12 protein-coding genes are annotated in these 16,923 nt (G+C 73.5%); 3 read left to right on the forward strand and 9 right to left on the reverse strand.

All coding sequences use genetic code 11. The annotated features are described in order from the left end of the window. Positions 1-60: 60 nt before the first annotated feature. Positions 61-963, forward strand: a complete 903-nt coding sequence (locus tag HH310_RS22795; protein ID WP_169177648.1) for an SDR family NAD(P)-dependent oxidoreductase — start codon at positions 61-63, stop codon at positions 961-963. Between the two features lie 68 nt (positions 964-1,031). Here HH310_RS22795 and HH310_RS22800 read toward each other — a convergent pair whose 3' ends face one another. Both HH310_RS22800 and HH310_RS22805 read right to left on the reverse strand, forming a co-directional pair. After that, positions 1,032-2,096, reverse strand: a complete 1,065-nt coding sequence (locus HH310_RS22800) for a bifunctional 2-polyprenyl-6-hydroxyphenol methylase/3-demethylubiquinol 3-O-methyltransferase UbiG (RefSeq protein ID WP_169177649.1) — start codon at positions 2,094-2,096, stop codon at positions 1,032-1,034. A 63-nt stretch (positions 2,097-2,159) separates the two neighbouring features. Further along, positions 2,160-5,096 (reverse strand): AAA family ATPase, encoded by a 2,937-nt coding sequence (locus HH310_RS22805; protein ID WP_169177650.1) that lies wholly within the window; start codon positions 5,094-5,096, stop codon positions 2,160-2,162. 160 nt (positions 5,097-5,256) lie between these two features. Here HH310_RS22805 and HH310_RS22810 point away from each other — a divergent pair, with 160 nt between their 5' ends. Beyond that, positions 5,257-8,391, forward strand: coding sequence for an AAA family ATPase (locus tag HH310_RS22810; protein WP_169177651.1), 3,135 nt, complete (start codon positions 5,257-5,259; stop codon positions 8,389-8,391). Here the strand turns inward: HH310_RS22810 and HH310_RS22815 are convergent. The 7 genes from HH310_RS22815 to HH310_RS22845 all read right to left on the reverse strand — a co-directional run bounded on the left by HH310_RS22815 (position 8,355) and on the right by HH310_RS22845 (position 16,042). Further along, positions 8,355-8,603 carry a 2TM domain-containing protein gene (locus HH310_RS22815; RefSeq protein WP_211192493.1) on the reverse strand — a complete coding sequence of 83 codons (249 nt, stop codon included), beginning with the start codon at positions 8,601-8,603 and terminating at the stop codon, positions 8,355-8,357. The genes HH310_RS22810 and HH310_RS22815 overlap by 37 nt on opposite strands. Positions 8,604-8,739: 136 nt before the next feature. Beyond that, positions 8,740-10,353: a DUF2334 domain-containing protein gene (locus HH310_RS22820; RefSeq protein WP_169177652.1), complete on the reverse strand. Its 1,614-nt coding sequence runs from the start codon at positions 10,351-10,353 to the stop codon at positions 8,740-8,742. Continuing rightward, entirely contained in the window at positions 10,353-11,525 is a 1,173-nt protein-coding gene (gene wecB, locus HH310_RS22825) for a non-hydrolyzing UDP-N-acetylglucosamine 2-epimerase (protein WP_169177653.1), read from the reverse strand. The genes HH310_RS22820 and wecB overlap by 1 nt, the downstream gene beginning before the upstream one ends. A gap of 26 nt (positions 11,526-11,551) precedes the next feature. Continuing rightward, positions 11,552-12,901 carry a glycosyltransferase gene (locus tag HH310_RS22830; RefSeq protein ID WP_169177654.1) on the reverse strand — a complete coding sequence of 450 codons (1,350 nt, stop codon included), beginning with the start codon at positions 12,899-12,901 and terminating at the stop codon, positions 11,552-11,554. 414 nt (positions 12,902-13,315) lie between these two features. Beyond that, the gene (locus tag HH310_RS22835) at positions 13,316-14,020 is read right to left on the reverse strand and encodes a PepSY domain-containing protein (protein WP_169177655.1); all 705 of its coding nucleotides are present in this window, start codon (positions 14,018-14,020) and stop codon (positions 13,316-13,318) included. A gap of 85 nt (positions 14,021-14,105) precedes the next feature. Beyond that, on the reverse strand, positions 14,106-15,368 hold the full coding sequence (locus HH310_RS22840) for a HAMP domain-containing sensor histidine kinase (RefSeq protein ID WP_169177656.1): 1,263 nt from the start codon (positions 15,366-15,368) through the stop codon (positions 14,106-14,108). Then, positions 15,365-16,042, reverse strand: coding sequence for a response regulator transcription factor (locus HH310_RS22845; protein ID WP_169177657.1), 678 nt, complete (start codon positions 16,040-16,042; stop codon positions 15,365-15,367). Before HH310_RS22845 ends, HH310_RS22840 begins: the two co-directional genes overlap by 4 nt. Positions 16,043-16,127: 85 nt before the next feature. On the opposite strand from HH310_RS22845, the gene HH310_RS22850 reads away from it, so the two are divergent. Then, positions 16,128-16,850: a hypothetical protein gene (locus tag HH310_RS22850; protein WP_169177658.1), complete on the forward strand. Its 723-nt coding sequence runs from the start codon at positions 16,128-16,130 to the stop codon at positions 16,848-16,850. The last annotated feature ends 73 nt before the right edge of the window (positions 16,851-16,923 follow it).

A 16,923-nucleotide genomic window follows, 5' to 3' on the forward strand; every position in this document is an offset into this window, starting at 1 on the left:
CACGCCGTCCGCTTCGTACGGTCGACACAAAGATCGTGCGCGAGGAGGACCACACCACTCATGCCGAAGAACATCGTCGTCAGCGGCGCATCCAGCGGCTTCGGCCGGATGACGTCGCGCGCGCTGGCCGAGCAGGGCCACACGGTGTTCGCGGGCATCCGGGACGTGGCGGGGCGTAACGCCGAGCCGGCCGACGAGGCCGCGGCCTACGCCCGGGGCCGCCGCGTCGATCTGCGGGTGATCGAGCTGGACGTGACCTCGGCCGAGTCGGTGAAGAACGCGACCGCCGGCATCCTCGACCAGGGGGGTCGGGTGGACGTGCTGGTGCACAACGTCGGGGCGATGGTGGTGGGCCCGGCCGAGGCGTTCACCCCGGAGCAACTGGCCGACCTGTACGACACGAACGTGCTCGGCGCCCACCGGCTGAACCGGGCGATGCTGCCGTCGATGCGCGCGAACGGCGACGGCCTGCTGCTCTGGATCGGCAACGCGGGCGCCCGGGCCGGCAGCCCGCCGTACCTGGCGCCGTACTTCGCGGCCAAGGCCGGGCTGGACGCGCTGGCCGCGAACACCGCGCTGGAGGTGGCCCGCTTCGGCATCGAGACGACGATCGTGACGCCGGGCTCGTTCACCCGCGGCACGAACCACTACGCGCACGCGGGCGCGCCGGCCGACGCGGCGGTGGCGGCCGAGTACGAGCTGCGCTACCCGCAGCTGATGGAGCAGATCGGCGCGAAGATGGCGATGCTCGAACCCGCGGGCATCGACGCCGCCGTGATCGCGCGGCTGATCGTCGAGGTGGTCGCGATGGACAAGGGCACCCGCCCGCTGCGCGTGCACCACGAGCCGAGCGGGCAGGGGGCCACGGCCGTCGACGAGGTGGCCGACCGGGTGCGCGGCGAGTTCCTGGCCCGGCTCGGCCTGTCCGACCTGCTGCATCCGAGCAACCCCGAGGAGAACTGAGCTTTTGTCCCGAGCGGCGCGGCTGCCCGTTGCCCGGCCGGCCGCGCCGCTCCCGGTCCGTGGCAGCGTCACGGCACCAGGCGGTAGAAGCGGAAGAACGGGTGCTCGATCGGCAGGATCTCGCTGGCCGCGAAGCCGGCGTCGGCCGCCAGCGCGGCCATGGCGGCCGGTCGCATCAGCGTCCCGACCGGTTGCGGGTCGGCGCCGACCAGACCCTGCGGCAGGCACCACAACGCGCTCACGCCGCCGAGGAACCGCTCCACCGGGTCGCCGGGCGCGGTGAACGTCTCGGCCGCGCGCTCGTCCATGACGATGACGGTGCCGCCGGGCCGTACCGCCGTGCGCGCGTTGCGCAGCACCTCGACCGGTCGCGGGAAGTCGTGCACACATTCGAAGAAGAACACGACGTCGTACCGGCCCACCGCGCCCGTGCCGCCGGTCAGGTCGGCCACCTCGAAGTCGATCCGGTCCGCGACACCCTGCTCGGCGGCGTTACGCCGGGCGGTGGCGATCGAGGCCTCGTCGTTGTCGAAGCCGTCCACCCGCACGTCCGGATAGGCCCGGGCCAGCTCGATCGAGGACCAGCCCGCACCGCAGCCATAGTCGGCGACCCGGGCGCCTCCGGCCAGCCGATCCACCACGTCGGGCACCTGCGGAAGCCACTCGGCGGCCAGCGAATTCACGTACGCGGGCCGGTTCAGGGCCGCCTGCGCGGTGACCGCGTCGGCGCCGTATCGCGCATAGGGGAGGCCGTCGCCGGTGCGGTACGCGTCGGCCAGATCGGGCAGCACGCCGCCGATCGCCGCCGCGGCGTGGGCGAGGCCGCCGAGGTAGGCCGGGCCGGTCACCTCGACCAGCACGTCCGAGGCGCCGTCGGCCAGCGCGTACCGTGCGGTCGCCGGGTCGTCGCCGTCGATGGTCACGAACCCGCTGATCGCCTGCGACTGCAGCCACTCATGCGTGTAGCGGGGGGCGGTTCCGGTGTGTTTGGCCAGCTCGTCGGCGGTGAGGCCGCCGCCGGTGCAGGCGAGCGTGTGGTAGTACCCGAGCCGGATGCCCAGGTAGACGCAGGACAGTTCGATCGTGGCGACGCCGGCCGTGAACAGGCGGTCGGCTAGCTCTTCGGTACCCATGGCGGTGCTCCTTCCGGGAATTTCGCTGTCACCCGGGAAGGCGTCAGACGGGAGCTGACATCGTCAGGTGCGCCAGCGAACCGCGGTTTCCGGCTGGTACGCGCAGACCCGGCCGGTCTTGATCGCGTTGCGCAGATGCCGCGCCAGCGCCGGATCGGTGCGTTCGACGGCCGTGATCGCCGCACGGATGCGCATGGTGACCGCCTTGCGGGCCCGGTCGGCCGGATCGCCCTCGGCGCGCGGCCGCCCGCCCAGCCCGATCGCCGCGCGCAGCTCGGCCACGATCGCCTCCCGCTCGGCGAGGATCCGGGCGTCGCCGGTGCCGTCGGCGAGCGCCGCGTCGAGCGTGGCCAGCCGGGCTCGATAGGCGGCGCGGGCGGTCGCGTCCAGCCGCGGTCCCAGGTCGCCCGCGCTCTCGACGCCGGCCAGCTCGACGGCCGGCACCGGCCGATGCGGCCGCGCCAGAAGCACGGCGAGGTCCCGGATGCCCTTGCCGTCGGCCACCACCGAGGCGGTGCCGCGCCATTCGACGTGCCAGTACCGGCCGTCGCGGCGTAGTACGCCCTCGTCGCGAACCGGCGCCGGCCGGGGCAGGCCGGCCTCGGCCCGCACCTGCCCGGCGAGGAGCCGGGCCCCGGCGTGCTCGTAGTCGGCGAGCGCCCGCTCGAAGTAACCGTGCGCCTCGCGGTGCCGCCCGAGCAGCGCACAGAGCCGCCCCAACTGGTGACCGACGGTGCCGAAGACCGCGGCGCCGATCCCGTCCACGGCCCAGAGCCGCTCGAACGGCCGCAGGTCGCTCAGCACCCGTGCCGCGGCCCGCTCGTCGCCCAGCCGGACCGCGATCTCGGCCAGCGCCCAGTGTCCTTCGAGCCATTCGGCGTCCGGCGCGATGTCCGCCGCGGCCGTTTCGACGTAGGCGTTCAAGGTCGCCCGCGCCTCGGTGTCGTCGCCCGCGGCGAGCAGGACGACCGCGGGAGCGGCGCGGTAGAAGATCTGCAACGGCACGACGGCGACCTGGTCGAGCAGCGCGCGCATCTCGCCGGCGAGCTCGGCGGCCCGGCCCGCGGTCAGGTGGGCGTGCATGCGCAGCGCGAGCCCGAGCAGCACGGCGTTGCCGCTGCCGGCCCGGGCGCCGATCGCCTCGGCGGTGGCGGCGTGTGCGAGCGCGGCGTCCGGGTCGCCGGTCAGCAGGGCGCGGGCGCCGCGCCAGATCTCCGGCAGCCATTGGTAGAGCGGGATGCCGGCCGCCCCGGCGTCGCGCCGGTACGCGGCGATCTCGGCGTCGACCCGGGCGAGGTCGCCGCGTTCGAAGTAGGCGAGCAGGCGCAGCCGCCGGGCCAGCAGTCTCGACTCACGACCGGCCGCGACGGCGAGCATCCGGTCCGCCGCCGCCAGGCGCGCGGTCACATGTTCCGGACCCGCCACCGCGTCGCAGTACGCCGCGAGCACCCCGGCCGTCGTGGCCGGATCGCCGGTCCGCTCCGCCATCGCGACCGCCTCCTGCGCCAGCCGCCGCCGCTCCCCCGGCCCGGCGAGCCCGGTGAGCGCCATGGACAGCCGCCCGAGCAGCGCGGCCTTCACCGGTGAGTCACCCGTCTGCCGCGCGAGCGCGTCGCGCAGCATTTCCGCGTACGCCTCGTCGGCGATCGGCACCTCGAACCCGATGACGCCGCCGCCGATGCCGAGCGCCGCCACCGCGAGATCGTCCGCCCGGCCGGACTCGCCGGCCAGCGCGGCCGCGGCCTCGAAGGACGCCCGGCTGCCGACCGGATCACCGGCGAGACGCTGCGCCCGGCCGAGCCGGATCAGCACATCGACCCGGTCCGCGGCGGCGCCGTCCAGCGCCCGCCGCAGGTGGGCGACCGCCTGGTCGAAGCCGAGCGCGTCGACGGCCTGCTCGGCCGCCCGGATCGACCATGCGGCGGCGCGGCCGGGCGCGTCCGGCCCGGACGAGCGCGACCAGTGATACGCGAGCCGTTCCGCGTCACCACTCGGCTCGATCAATTCGGCTGTCCGGCGGTGGGTACGGCCCGCTTCGCCGCGCGGCAGGTCCGCCACCAGCACCTCGCGCACCAGCGCGTGGGCGAATCGCGGGGACGGGCCGGCCGTCACCAGGCCGGCCCGCACCGCCTCGTCGAGCAGGTCGGTCACCGTCTCGGGTGACCGGCCGGTGACCGCTACGACCAGGCGCTCGTCGATCAGGTCCGGGCCGGCGGTGGCCGTCTCCGCGGTCACCGCCGCGGCCGCGAGCAACGTCGCGCACGACTGGGTCAGCCGCGCGACCCGGCGGCCCAGGACCTCGTGCACGCCGGGTGGCACCACGGCCATCGCGGACGAGCCGTGCGCGGCCAGCAGCCGGGCCACCTCGGCGAGGAAGAACGGGTTGCCGCCGGCCCGCGCCACGACCGCGGCCACGCTGGCGCCGGGCAGCCGGTCGCCGACGATCCGCGACACCAGCGTCGCGGCCGCGACGTCGTCCAGCGGCGGCACGGCGATCCGCCGCACGCTGGTCGGCAGGTCCGCGAGCGGGTCGGCAAGGGGGTTCACGCCCGGTTCGTCGCGGCGGGTGCACAGCAACGCCACCGGTGCCGCGGCCACCGAACGCAGCAGCGCCAGCGAGGAGGCGTCCGCCCAGTGCAGGTCCTCGAGCACGATCAGCAGCGGCGCCGGCTGCCGTTCGAGCGCGTCGAGCACGGCGGTGAACAGCACCTGCCGGTCGTCGCGGGACGCGTCGCCGGAATCGAACGGCAGGCCCGGCGCGACCTTGGCGAGCGCGCTCCGCCATGGCCAGTACGGCGGCATCCCGGCGGCGGAGCACCAGCCCCGCGCGACCCGGAAGCCGTCGAGCCCGGCCGCCACGGCGTCCGCCAGGCTGGACTTTCCCGCGCCGGCCTCGCCCAGCAGCAGCGCCGCCCGGCCGCTGCCGCGCGCCGCCGGGCGGAACCAGCCGAGCAGATCGGCCAGCAAGCCGTCCCGGCCGACCAGGTCATTCACCCGCATACCGCCAGCCAAGCACAATCTGGTGGAGTCGAGCGAATGCGGAACGCGAACGGTCCGCACGGAAATGGACCGAATTGCATCGGGTGACCAATGTGGATGATCTCGGTAGACTGTTCGCGGCTCCCCGGAAATTGTCCTGACAATTCGGTATGGGAATGGCATGGCGGATCTGTATCTGCAGATTCTCGGCCCGTTGCGGGTGTGGCGCGACGGCGTCGAACTCGACACCGGGCCGCGGCAGCAGTGCTGCCTGCTCGCCGTTCTGCTGGCCCGCGCGGGCAAGCCGGTCAGCACCCACGAGCTGATCGATCTGATCTGGGGCGACGACGTGCCGGCCTCGGCGCTCAACATCCTGCAGAAGTACGTCGGCACGCTGCGGCGGTTGCTGGAACCGGCGCGGCCCGCCCGCGGACCCGGCTCGTACCTGCGGCGCCGGGGCAACGGCTACCTGTTCGAGCCCGGTCCCGGCATGCTGGACGTGGTCAGCTTCCGGGAGCTCGTCGAGGCGGCCAAGGCGGGTGCCACCCCGGAGGTGGCGCTCGGCCACTACGCGCGGGCGCTGCCGCTGTGGCACGGCGCCGCGGGCGACGGCCTGACCACGGCGGCCGCGTCGTCGATCTTCACCGCGCTCGACGGCGAGTTCTTCGACGCCTGCGTGGCGGCGGCCGGGCTCGCGGTGTCCCGCGGCGAGCCGGAGCGGGTGCTGCCGTCGGTGCGTCTGGCCGCCCGGATGGCGCCGCTGCACGAGACGGTGCAGGCCGCGCTGGTCGTCACGCTGGCCGCCACCGGACGCACGGCCGAGGCGCTGTCGGTGTTCCAGGCGGTTCGCGCGCGGCTGGCCGAGGAGCTCGGCATCGATCCGGGACCGGCGTTGCTCGCCGCACACCAGCGGGCGCTGCGGCAGCCCGCGCCCGCCGAGGCCATGCCGGCGCCCGCCACCGGTCTGGTCGACCGGGCCGAGGAGCTCGCGGTGTTACGCCACACCCTGGCGGCGGCGTTCGGCGGCGGCAGCGCACTCGCGGTCGTCGAGGGCGAGCCGGGGGTGGGCAAGACCCGCCTGCTGGCCGAGATCGCCGCCGAGGCGTCCCGGCGGGGCGCGTTCGTCGTCTGGGGCCGCTGTCTGGACGGCGACGGGACGCCCTCGATGTGGCCGTGGGTGCAGGCCGTCGGCACCCTGCTGGGCGAGCTGAGCGTCGCGGCCCGCGAGCAGTGGCAGGGCGGCGACCTCGGCCGGCTCCTGGAACCCGGCGACGGCGCTCCGGCCGCGCCGGTGCTGCCGGACACCGGCGCCCGGTTCCGCCTGTTCGAGCGGACCGTCGAGCTGACCGGTCAGATCGCGGCCCGCCGCCCGCTGCTGCTGGTGATCGACGACCTTCAGTGGGCCGACGTCGCCTCGCTGCAGTTGTTCGGCCACCTCGCGGCCCGGCTGCCGGACGGTGTCGTGATCGTCGGGGCGCTGCGCGACCGCGCGCCGGTGCCCGGCTCGGAGCTGGCCCGGATGCTGGCCGCGGCGAGCCGGTTGCCCCAGCACCGCCGGATCCGGCTCGGCCCGCTCGGCGAGGCCGAGGTGTCCGAGCTGGTCCGCCGCGAGACCGGCCGGGAGCCCGGCCCGGGTGCGGCGCACAGCATCCACGCCCGCACCGGCGGCAATCCGTTCTTCGTCCGCGAGCTGTCCCGGTTCCTCGCCGGCGGCGGCCCGCTCACCGGGGACGCCGCGGCGCGGGCCGGGGTGCCGTCCACCGTGCGCGACATCGTGCGCGACCGGATGGCCGGCCTCGACGACGACGCCCGGGATCTGGTGCGGATCGCCGCGCTGGCCGGCCGGGACGTCGAGCTGGGCCTGCTCGCCCGGGCCGCCGGCGTCGACAGCCTGAGCTGCCTCGACCGTCTCGAGCCGCCGGTCGAGCTCGGCATGCTCGAACCGGCGCCCGGCGATCCCTTCGCGTTCCGCTTCACCCACGACCTGGTGCGCGAGTCGGTGGTCCGGGCCACGCCGGCGCCGCTCGCGACCCGGCTGCACCTGCGGATCGCGGACGCGCTGGAGCAGACCGGCGACGAGCCGGTCGCCGAGCGTCTCGCCCATCACCTGTGGGCGGCCGGGCCGCTCGCCGACCCGGCCCGGACCGCCGCGGCGCTCGTGGACGCCGGTCGCCGGGCCGCAGCCAAGTCCGCGTTCGAGGCCGCCGAGCAGCAGTTACGGGCGGCCGCGCAGATCGCTCGCACGGCGGGCCTGGCCGAGCTGGAACTGTCCGCGCTGTCGCGGTTCGCCGCGGTCAGCGGGATGCGGTCGGGGTACGTCGGCTCGGCGCTCGACCAGCTGGAACGGGCCGAGTTGCTGGCACGCAAGCTCGGACGCGAACGTGAGGCCGCCGACTTCCTGTTCTCCCGCTGGGCCGCGTACTCGCAGGGCATCCGGCTCGACCGGGCGGGCCGGCTCGCGCGACAGCTGCTCGACGAGGGCGAGGCGTCGACCGATTCCCTCGTACGCGCGTACGGGCGGCACGCCTGGGGCATCCACCGGTGGGACGTGGGCGACATCGGTACGGCGTTCAGGTACCTGGACCGGACCGCGACGATGCTCGACGACCCGGCCGACGGCGGCGCCTACTCGCTGCGCCGTGACCTGCGGCTGCTCTGGCCGGTGATGCGCGCGTTGATGACCGCGCTGCACGGCGACGTCGGCGGCGCGCGAGCCCAGCTCGACACGATGGAGGCCGGCGCGGACGGCGACCCGTACGTGATCACGGTCTGGGCGGCGTTCAGCGTGACGATCGCGGCGCTGGCCGGCCACCCGGACTGGGCGCGGCGGGCGGCGGATCGCGGCATCGCGGTGGACCCGGAGGCCACCTTCGTGTTCCTCGGCGCGTACCAGCGGCTCGGCCGCTGCTGGGCGCGCGCGGTGTCCGGCGAGGACCCGGCCGCCGCCGCGACGGAGGCCGCGGAGATCATCGCCGGCACCCTGCTCGACCCGCCCCGCTCGGGCGTGGCCACCTGGTACGGGCTGCTCGCCGAGATGTGGCTGGCGGCCGGGCGGCCCGCCGCGGCCGCCGCCGCCCTCGACCGGGCCGGCGCGTTGCTCGACACCCACGGCCAGCGCTATCCCGAGGGTTTCCTGCTGCTGATGCGGGCGCGGCTGGCCCGGGCGCGCGGCGAGCCGGAGTCGGCGGTGCGAGCCGTCGCGGAGAGCGCCCGGGCGTTGTCGGTCGCCCGGGGCGCTCACCTGTTCGCCCGGCGGGCCGAGAAGCTGGCCGGCGGCCTTCACGCCTCCCGCGGCGCCGATTTCGACGGTGCGTAGACGGCCCGGACGTGGAACGCCAGCCCGATGCCCCAGGCGACCACCGGGACGACCGGCCAGAAGAAGCCCGTCGGCGGCGCGATCAGCCAGTAGACGATGAAGGCCACATTGAACACGAGATAGGAAAGCGCGTGCCAGAACAGGCCGATCTTCTTCTCCCGGTCGCTCATGTCCTGCCATCGCGGCGCTCGGTAGTCCTTGTAATCCTTCATTCCCGCCACCGTCCAATCGTTCCGGGGCCGCACGTGCGCCCAGATTAAATTGATCGACTTGATGGCGACTGAAGGACTACTGAACCGCGTAAGCGCCGCCCGGCGATGCCGGGCGGCGCTCATTTCGTGCGACGGGTCAGCCGGCGAGCATGGTGGCCGCGCTGACGAACGTGTACCCCTCGGCCTTGATGCCGGGCACCAGCTGCTTGAGGTAGTCGGTGCCGAGGTACGGGTGGTAGAAGAAGCTCGCCACGCCGTCGCGGACGACCAGGTTGCGGTCGGCCGAGGCGATCAGGTCGGCGGGCAGGCGGGCCGGGTGGTGGTTGAACGGCAGCGGCTCGACGTTGCCGATGTTCTCCGGGACGACGACCGAGCCGTAGACGTCACGGACGGTGTACGGGAAGAACTGCCCGAACTGCTTGGCGTAGTTGGGCTTGGCGCCGGTGAGCACGCCCGGGAAGTAGAGACCCCGGTCGTAGCGCTTGCCGAAGATGGAGTTGATGGTCTGGTAGTCGACCGCGCTGGCCGCGTAGTGCGGCGGCTCGAAGATGGTCGGCGTGCCCAGCCCGGAGGCCGCGAAGACCAGGCCGGAGGCCAGGATCCGGCCGGTCATCCAGATCGCCGAGTCGCCGGCCACCGGGCCGTCGTAGATCACGCTGTCGTTGGCGTCCACATGGGCCATGTAGAACTCGAAGTCGTTGGCGCTGACCCCGTCGTACGGGTTCGCGAGGTTGCCGAACTGGTGGGTGTAGCCGTGCATGAGCAACGTGCCGCCCTTGCTCTGCATGTACTTGAGCGCGGAGATGACCTGCGGCCGCTGCAGCAGCGTGTAGTCCTCGGCCCGGCCGCCGTTGTTGACGCCCTTCGGGTCGCGGTAGCGTGGGTAGACGGCGACGGTGAACGGCACCTTCTGCGCGAACAGGTAGTCGGCGACGGCGCGCAGCTCGGCCGGCTCGGAGTCGGGGCCGACGTCCTCGATGCGGACCAGCGCGCGGTGCCGTTCGACGCCGGTGCTGCCCAGCGAGTCGAACAGCAGGTCGGCGAAGGCCATGTAGCGGTCGTCGTGGGTGACGTACGCGAACGGGATCTCGCCGACGTAGGTGAAGTTGCCCGACTTGACCGCCCACGGGAAGGTGGTGCCGTCCGGCCGGACCGCGGTGGCCAGCGGGGTGAGCTTGCTCGCGTCGCTGATCGACAGGTTCATGATGCCGGACTTGTTGTTCACCGCGTCCCGGGTGAGCGACTTGTCCTTGTACTTCACCTCGGCGACGTCCGAGGTGTCGAACGCGCCGCTGGTGAAGCCGTGCTTGGCGGCGAACGTGGTGTCCCGCGCGGTGAGCTGCCAGATGTTGTCGTAGACCCAGGTGACCGGCTTGGTCGTGGCGGTCACGTCGTCGAGGAAGGCGACCGGCAGCGGCTCGTCGTAGGTGCTGCCGATGTAGACGACGGCGGTGTACGCATTCAGGTCGCCGGTCTTGTAGCCGCCGACCGGGGCCGCGGTCCACGAGCCGAAGTGCGAGCTCAGGTTCGCGGTCTGGGTCGCGTAGACCTCGCCGAGCCAGCCGAACTCACTCGTGGTGTCGTACAGGATGAGGGTCTTCGCGGTGCCACCGCCGGGTGCGGCCAGGCCGGACTTGGCCGCCGGCAGTGCGGCGTCGGCCTCGACGGCGTTCAGGCCGACCGCGGTCACCGCCGCGATCGAGAGGCCGGCGCCGAGCAGGCCACGTCGGGTCATTTTGGTCGTACGCATCAGCGGGTCACTCCAGTCACGAGGGCCGGCATGGCGGCGGGGGCGGGGGCCAGGCCCAGAAGAGCGGCAGTCGCCTGGGCGGTTCGGAGGGCGGCGAGGCCGTCGCCGTACGGGTTGCCGCCCGCGGTCATCGCGTCGCGGAGGGCACGATCGTCGAGAAGCGCGGACGCCTCGGTGACGATCAGGTCGGTGTCCGAGCCGACGAGCTTCGCGCAGCCGGCGTGCAGCGACTCGACGCGCTCGGTGACGTCGCGCAGCACCAGGGCGGGCACGCCGAACGACGGCGCCTCCTCCTGGATGCCGCCCGAGTCGGTGAGGACCAGGTACGCCTCGGAGAGCAGGCGGGACAGGTCCGGGTACGGCAGCGGGTCGGTGACGGTGACGCGCTCGACGCCGGCCAGCCCGGCTTCCACCTGCGCCCGTACCGCCGGGTTGGGGTGGCTCGGCAGAATTACCTCTATGTCCTGATATTTCGCCACGAGGTGGCGAACCGCCTTGAGGATCCGCTCCAGCGGCTCGCCCCACGACTCGCGGCGGTGCGCGGTGACCAGCACCAGCCGGTTCGTGCTGCCGGCCCGGGACGCGGCCACGGCGGCGTTCTCGAACGGCAGCTTGCGACCGGCCACCGCTAGCGTCGCGTCCACCACCGTGTTGCCGATGACCATCACGCCGTCGCCGGGCACGTTCTCGTCGAGCAGGTTGGTGGCCGCCAGCGGGGTCGGCGCCAGGTGCAGCGCGGCGACCTGGGCGACCAGCTTGCGGTTCGCCTCCTCCGGGAACGGCGAGTCGAGGTCACCCGAGCGCAGGCCGGCCTCGAGGTGCACGACCGGGATGCGCCGCCAGAACGCGGCGAGCGCCCCGGCCAGGCTGGTGGTGGTGTCGCCCTGCACGATCACCGCGGCGGGCGGCCGCCGGTCCCACAGCTCCTCGAGCTTGCGGATCATCTCGGTGAGCAGCTCGGCCTGGCTGCCGGTGGTCCGCTCGACGGTGAGCGTGACGTCGGGGGTCAGGTCGAACGCGGCGAGCGCCTGCACGACCATCGCCGGGTGCTGACCGCTGGCCAGCAGAACCGGTTCGACCAGGCCCTGCTCGCGCATCGCGACGGCGACCGGCGCGAGCTTGACGGCTTCGGGGCGGGTACCGCCGATGAGGTGGACTTCGGGGAGCGACATGTGATTCTCCGGGGGGTCGTCGTGGGTTAACCGGCGAGTACGAGCTCTTCTTGCGGGGTGTCCATCGGTTCTTCGGCGAGTCGTTCGGTCTTGGCCCAGGCCTGCCGGCCGCTGACCTGCCGGCCCACCGCGCGGTAGGTGGCGACCAGGCCGAGCAGCAGGAACAGGGGGTACGCCAGGGCAGCCACCAGCAGCCGGCGGATGCCCTCGTCGCGCAGGCGGTAGCGGTGCACCAGTGCCCAGAGCAGGCCCGGGAAGAAGGTGACGCCGAGCCAGGTGCCGCAGCTCTCGGCGAGGCAACCCCAGTCGTCCATGTACGCGAACGGGTGCCCGATCACCAGGCCGCCGACCGCGACCGCGACCATGCCGGCGAGGAGCACGGCGACCACGGCGTTCGCCCACGGCGAGAGCAGGTAGTGCAGCACCTCGACGAGTCCGATCGGGCCGAGCCGCTTCGAGGTGACCAGCCGGCGCAGGTAGCGGGCGCACTGCAGGTTGCCCTGCGCCCAGCGGGTGCGCTGGCGGGTGAGCCGGCGGACGTCCACCACCGCCTGCTGGGTGACCGACGCCCGCGACGAGTAGCGGATGCCGAGGCCGTCGAGATGCATGCGCAGGCCCAGCTCGAGGTCCTCGACCAGGCAGGCCGACCACGGCGCGTCGCCCAGGGCGAGCAGCGCGGAGAGCCGGGTGAACTGGCCGTTGCCGCCGAGCCCGACGGTGTCGAGCGAGTCGCGCAGGCTCTGGCAGGCGTTGACGATCGAGCCGAACTCCAGGTCCTGCACGGCGCCGAGAAGCTTGTTGCGGTTGCGGATGCGTACCTGGACCTGGACCGCACCGATGCGGGTGTCGCGCAGCATCCGGGAGACCTCGAGCAGGATGTTGCGGCTGCCCTGGCCGTCGCCGTCGATGATGCCGAGAACCACCTTGTCCGGGCTGACGCCGGCCTCCGCGGAGCGCTCGGCGATGTAGCGGTAGGCGGCGTTGAGCGCCTCGCCCTTGCCCTTGCGCGCCTCGGGCAGCTCGCGCCGCATGATGTGCAGCCGGGGGTGGTCGATGGCGGCGAGCACGTCCGGGGTGCCGTCGTCGGAGCCGTCGTCCACCACGAGGACCCGGGCCAGGGTGTTGCCGGGACCGCTGAGGCCGAGCGCGGCGCGGACCGTGTTGCCGACCACGACCTCTTCGTTCAGCGCCGGCACGATGATCCAGAAATGCTCGGGAGTGCCGTCTCCGCCCTCCAGGGCCTTGGTGACCGAGCTCCGCCGGCGGGCACCGACGTAGCGGACGGCGAAGGTCACCAGGGCGATCGTGGAGATCGGCCAGGACAACATGACGGCGTATCCGGCGACCAGGAGCAGCCATTGATGCGTAGCGGTCACCGCGCTCTTCCTCCTGTCCCAAGTCACTGTTCGTGATGTCCACCGTCGGATACTGCCCGTAGTGATGGACGTATTGGGACAATATGAAGCTACGCAGCGTGATTCAAGGCCGCTGACCTGACCGGCGGACCAATACGGCCGAATGGCCCAACTCAGACATCTCAGACCGGTCGTAAAACGGCGAAAGACGGCACAAGTCGGACCTATGCCGCAGGTCACAGCGGGCGATGCCGGGGCCCTGCGCTATCACTCTTTGTGCTGCCGCCCTGTGGTGCGAGCGCGCGAGACGCCGGCAGCGATTGTTACGCAGTGTGTTGTCGCCCGTGACGCGGCAACGACGAAACGACGGCCCACGCGAGGATCGCGTGGGCCGTCGCCGGGGTGAGGAGTCCCTTTCTACGCCGTAAGGGAACCTCAGTCGTCCGAGCCGCGGCCGTGTCCGCCGTGGTCGTCCGAGCCTTTGTCGTCGCTGCCGTGCCCGCCGCGGCCGTGGTCGTCGCCGCCCTTGTCGTCCGAGCCGTGACCGCCGCGCCCCCGGTCGTCGCGGCCCTTGTCGTCGCTGCCGTGACCGCCACGGCCCCGGTCGTCGCGGCCCTTGTCGTCGGACCCGCGGCCCCGGCCGCGGTGGTCGTCGGCGGAGTGCTTCTTCGTCGCCTTGGGCTTGGGGGTGCTGTAGGTGACGGTCCGCGTCGACGTGGCGGACGAGGACTTCTTGACGTCGTGCCGGGTCACCTTGCCGGTCTTGCGGTCCACGTACAGGTCGTACCGCTTGCCGTCCTTGACGATGCGGACCTTCCAGACGGCCCGCCCGTGCTCGTACTCCGCCTCGATCTTGGTCACCGTGCCGCCGCCGGCGGCCCGCAGAGCAGCCTTCGAGGCCGCGGCGCGGTCGTCGGAAGCCGTCGGCGACGACGCCGACGCCGAGGGCCGGGCCGGCGCGGTCTTCGACGGGTTGTCGTCCACCGTCCCGTCGCCCCGCAGGCCGTTGTCGTCGCTCGCCGGGCTGACCCGGACGGTCGCCGGTGCGCCGTCGCCGGCGTTCGCGGCGACCGCGGTGCCCGCCAGACCCAGCACGGCGGCGGCACCCATGGCCGCGGCGATCATGGACGTGCGCTTCATGACTGAACCTCCTGGTTACCGGTTGACGACCAGAAGATTCGCGCGTCGCGGGATAGCGGCGCGCTGCATGATCCCTAAGACGGGGTTAAGGACGGCCGAGCCGCAGCACGACCGACGTCCCGCTCGGTTCGGCCGGGTGGATCGCGAGGTCACCGCCGCTCGCCGCGGCCGCCCGGCGCGCGATGTCCAGGCCCAGCCCGGTCGAGTCGCCGCCGCTGACCCCGCGCGCCGCCAGGCCGGACGGCATCCCGGGACCCTGATCCGCCACGATCACGGCCGGGGCGCCGGTGAGGCGTACCGAAAACGGGGTTCCCTCCGGCGTGTGCGCGAAGACGTTGCCCAGCAACGCGTCCACCGCGGCCGCGAGCTCCTCGGCGGCCAGCGCCACCGGTTGCGGGCCGGCGACCAGCTCCACCTCCATGTGCCGGCCGGTGTCCTCGGCCAGCACCGCCCAGAACGCCGCACGCTCACCGACCACCGCCGCCGCGTCGCAGCGGCCGGGTGACGACGGATCGGTGCGGCTGCGCGCCTGCCGGATCAGCCCGCTGACCGCGCGTTCGAGCCCGTCGGCGGCGGCCGCGAGCCGGGCGCTCTCCGCCGGATCACGCAGCCCCTCGGCCTCCAGGCGCAGCGCGGTCAGCGGCGTGCGCAGGCGGTGCGAGAGGTCGGCGACGTGCTCGCGTTCCTGGCGCAGCAGCTCCTGGATCCGGGCGGCCAGATGGTTCAGAGCGCCGGCGACCTCGCGCAGCTCCGGCGGCCCGTCCGGTTCGGCGCGCGCGGTCAGCTCGGCGTTGGCGAGCCGGTGCGACACGTCGGAGAGCGCGGTGATGGGCCGGACCAGCCGCCGGGCGAGCCGGTCGGCGACCACCAGCCCGAGCAGCACCAGCACGGCGGCGAGCACCACCAGCACCAGCCAGGACCGGGCCACGCCGCTGCTCGCCTCGGCCGGCGACACGACGGTGCGCACCACGGCCGGGCCTTCCGGCCGGCCCTGCACCGCCACCACGATCTCGCGGGCGCCGCCTCGTTCGGAGACCGTGAGGCTCTGCCCGCGCCGGGCGAGCTCGACGGCCGGGGTGACCGCGACCGGCGAGCCCAGCACGGTTCCGTTACCGAGGAAGACGGTGACCGGGCGGCCCGAGGTCGCGGCGAGCTGAGCGACGGTCAGGCCGAGCTGGCGGACGTCGGAGGTGCCGGCCACCGGCACGATGCCCTGGATGTCGGCAGTGGCGCGGACGGTCGCGCGGTCCTGGGCGACCTGCCGGACCAGCAGCGCGAGCGGCACCAGGAAGGCGATCACCAGGAGGCTCGTGGTGGCCAGCACGAGCAGCGTCAGCCGCGTTCTCACGGAGGTCCGAGCCGGACACCCACGCCGCGGACGGTGTGCAGGTAACGCGGCGCGGTGGCGCTCTCCCCCAGCTTGCGGCGCAGCCAGGAGAGATGGACGTCGACCGTCTTGTCCGCACCCCCGTACGGGATCTGCCACACCTCGGTCATCAGCTCGCGCTTGGTCACCACCTGCCCCGCGCGCCCCGCGAGGTGGTGCAGCAGGTCGAACTCGCGCGGCGTCAGCTCGATCGGCACCCCGGCGAGCGTGACCTGCCGGGCGCCCGGGTCGATGACCAGCTCCCCCACCGTGATCGCCGGGTCGGTCGCCGTGGTGGCGCCGCGCCTCAGCACCGCGCGGATGCGGGCGTCGAGCTGGGCGGCGGTGAACGGCTTGACCAGATAATCGTCGGCGCCGGTGTCGAGCACCCGCACCATCTCGTTCTCGTCGTCGCGGGCGGTCGCCACGATGACCGGGACCTGGCTGACCGCGCGCAGCATCCGCAGCATCTCCCGGCCGTCCAGGTCGGGCAGACCGAGGTCGAGGACGACCAGGTCGGGGCGGTCGGCGAGCGCGGACTGCACGCCGTCGAGCGCGGAGCCGACGGAGGCGACCGCGTGCCCCCGCTCGCGCAGGGCACGCATCAGCGGCGTACGGATGGTCGCATCGTCCTCGACGAGCAGCAGGCGTGCCATTTGGCTCCGAGCCTAGTAGGCCTTAACCATCCCTTATCGTTCGACCGGAAACATCTTTACCGTGCCGTGCGGCATAGTTGCGGCCATGCGTCCCGTCCGCCGTCCCACCCTGGCCGTGGCTCTCGGCTGGGTGGCCGCGGCCTTGGTGGCCACGGTGGCCGGGCTGGGCGGCATCCGCCTGGTGGGCGACAATTTGACCGGTACGCCGGGCGGAGTGCTCACCGAGGAGGACGTGCGACGGGCGCTCGGCACCCAGCCGTCGGTCGCGGCGGACGGGTCGTCGGCGGCACCGCTCGACACTCCCCTCGCGCGGCCCTCGGGACCGGCCGGGGTGCGGCCGTCCTCGCCAGCGCCCGGCGCCGGGACGGCAACCGGCCCGGCCGCGCCGCCGGACGACAACGGCGGCGATAACAGCGGCGGCGACGACGGAGGCGGACCGGCCGGACCGGCGCCCACCGCCGGCGGACCGACGGCGAACCGGACCGCCGCCCCGCCGACCGGCCGCCCTGCCCCGGCGCCCACCGCCACGTCGAAGATGGGCGACAAACCCGGCGCCACGAAGGCACCACCGGCGCGCGGCGTCGAGGCGAGCTTCACCACCAGCGGCGGTACGGCGATCGCCCGCTGCACCGGCACCGAGGCATACCTGGTGAGCTGGTCGCCGCGGCCGGGCTACAGCGTGGAGCGTGCCGAGCAGGGCCCGGACCACGAGGTCGAGGTGCGCTTCGAGGGCGACGAGGGCCGATCCGAGCTGAAGATCTCCTGCAGCAACGGCACCCCGGTCGCGGAGACCAAGGACGACGACTAAGTCCTCAAGAGACAAATGCTTACTTAATACGGCGGCAACCCGGAGCCGAATGACGTAAAGGTGCGCGCGGTAT

The organism is Actinoplanes sp. TBRC 11911, assembly GCF_012933445.1.
GTDB lineage: Bacteria > Actinomycetota > Actinomycetes > Mycobacteriales > Micromonosporaceae > Actinoplanes.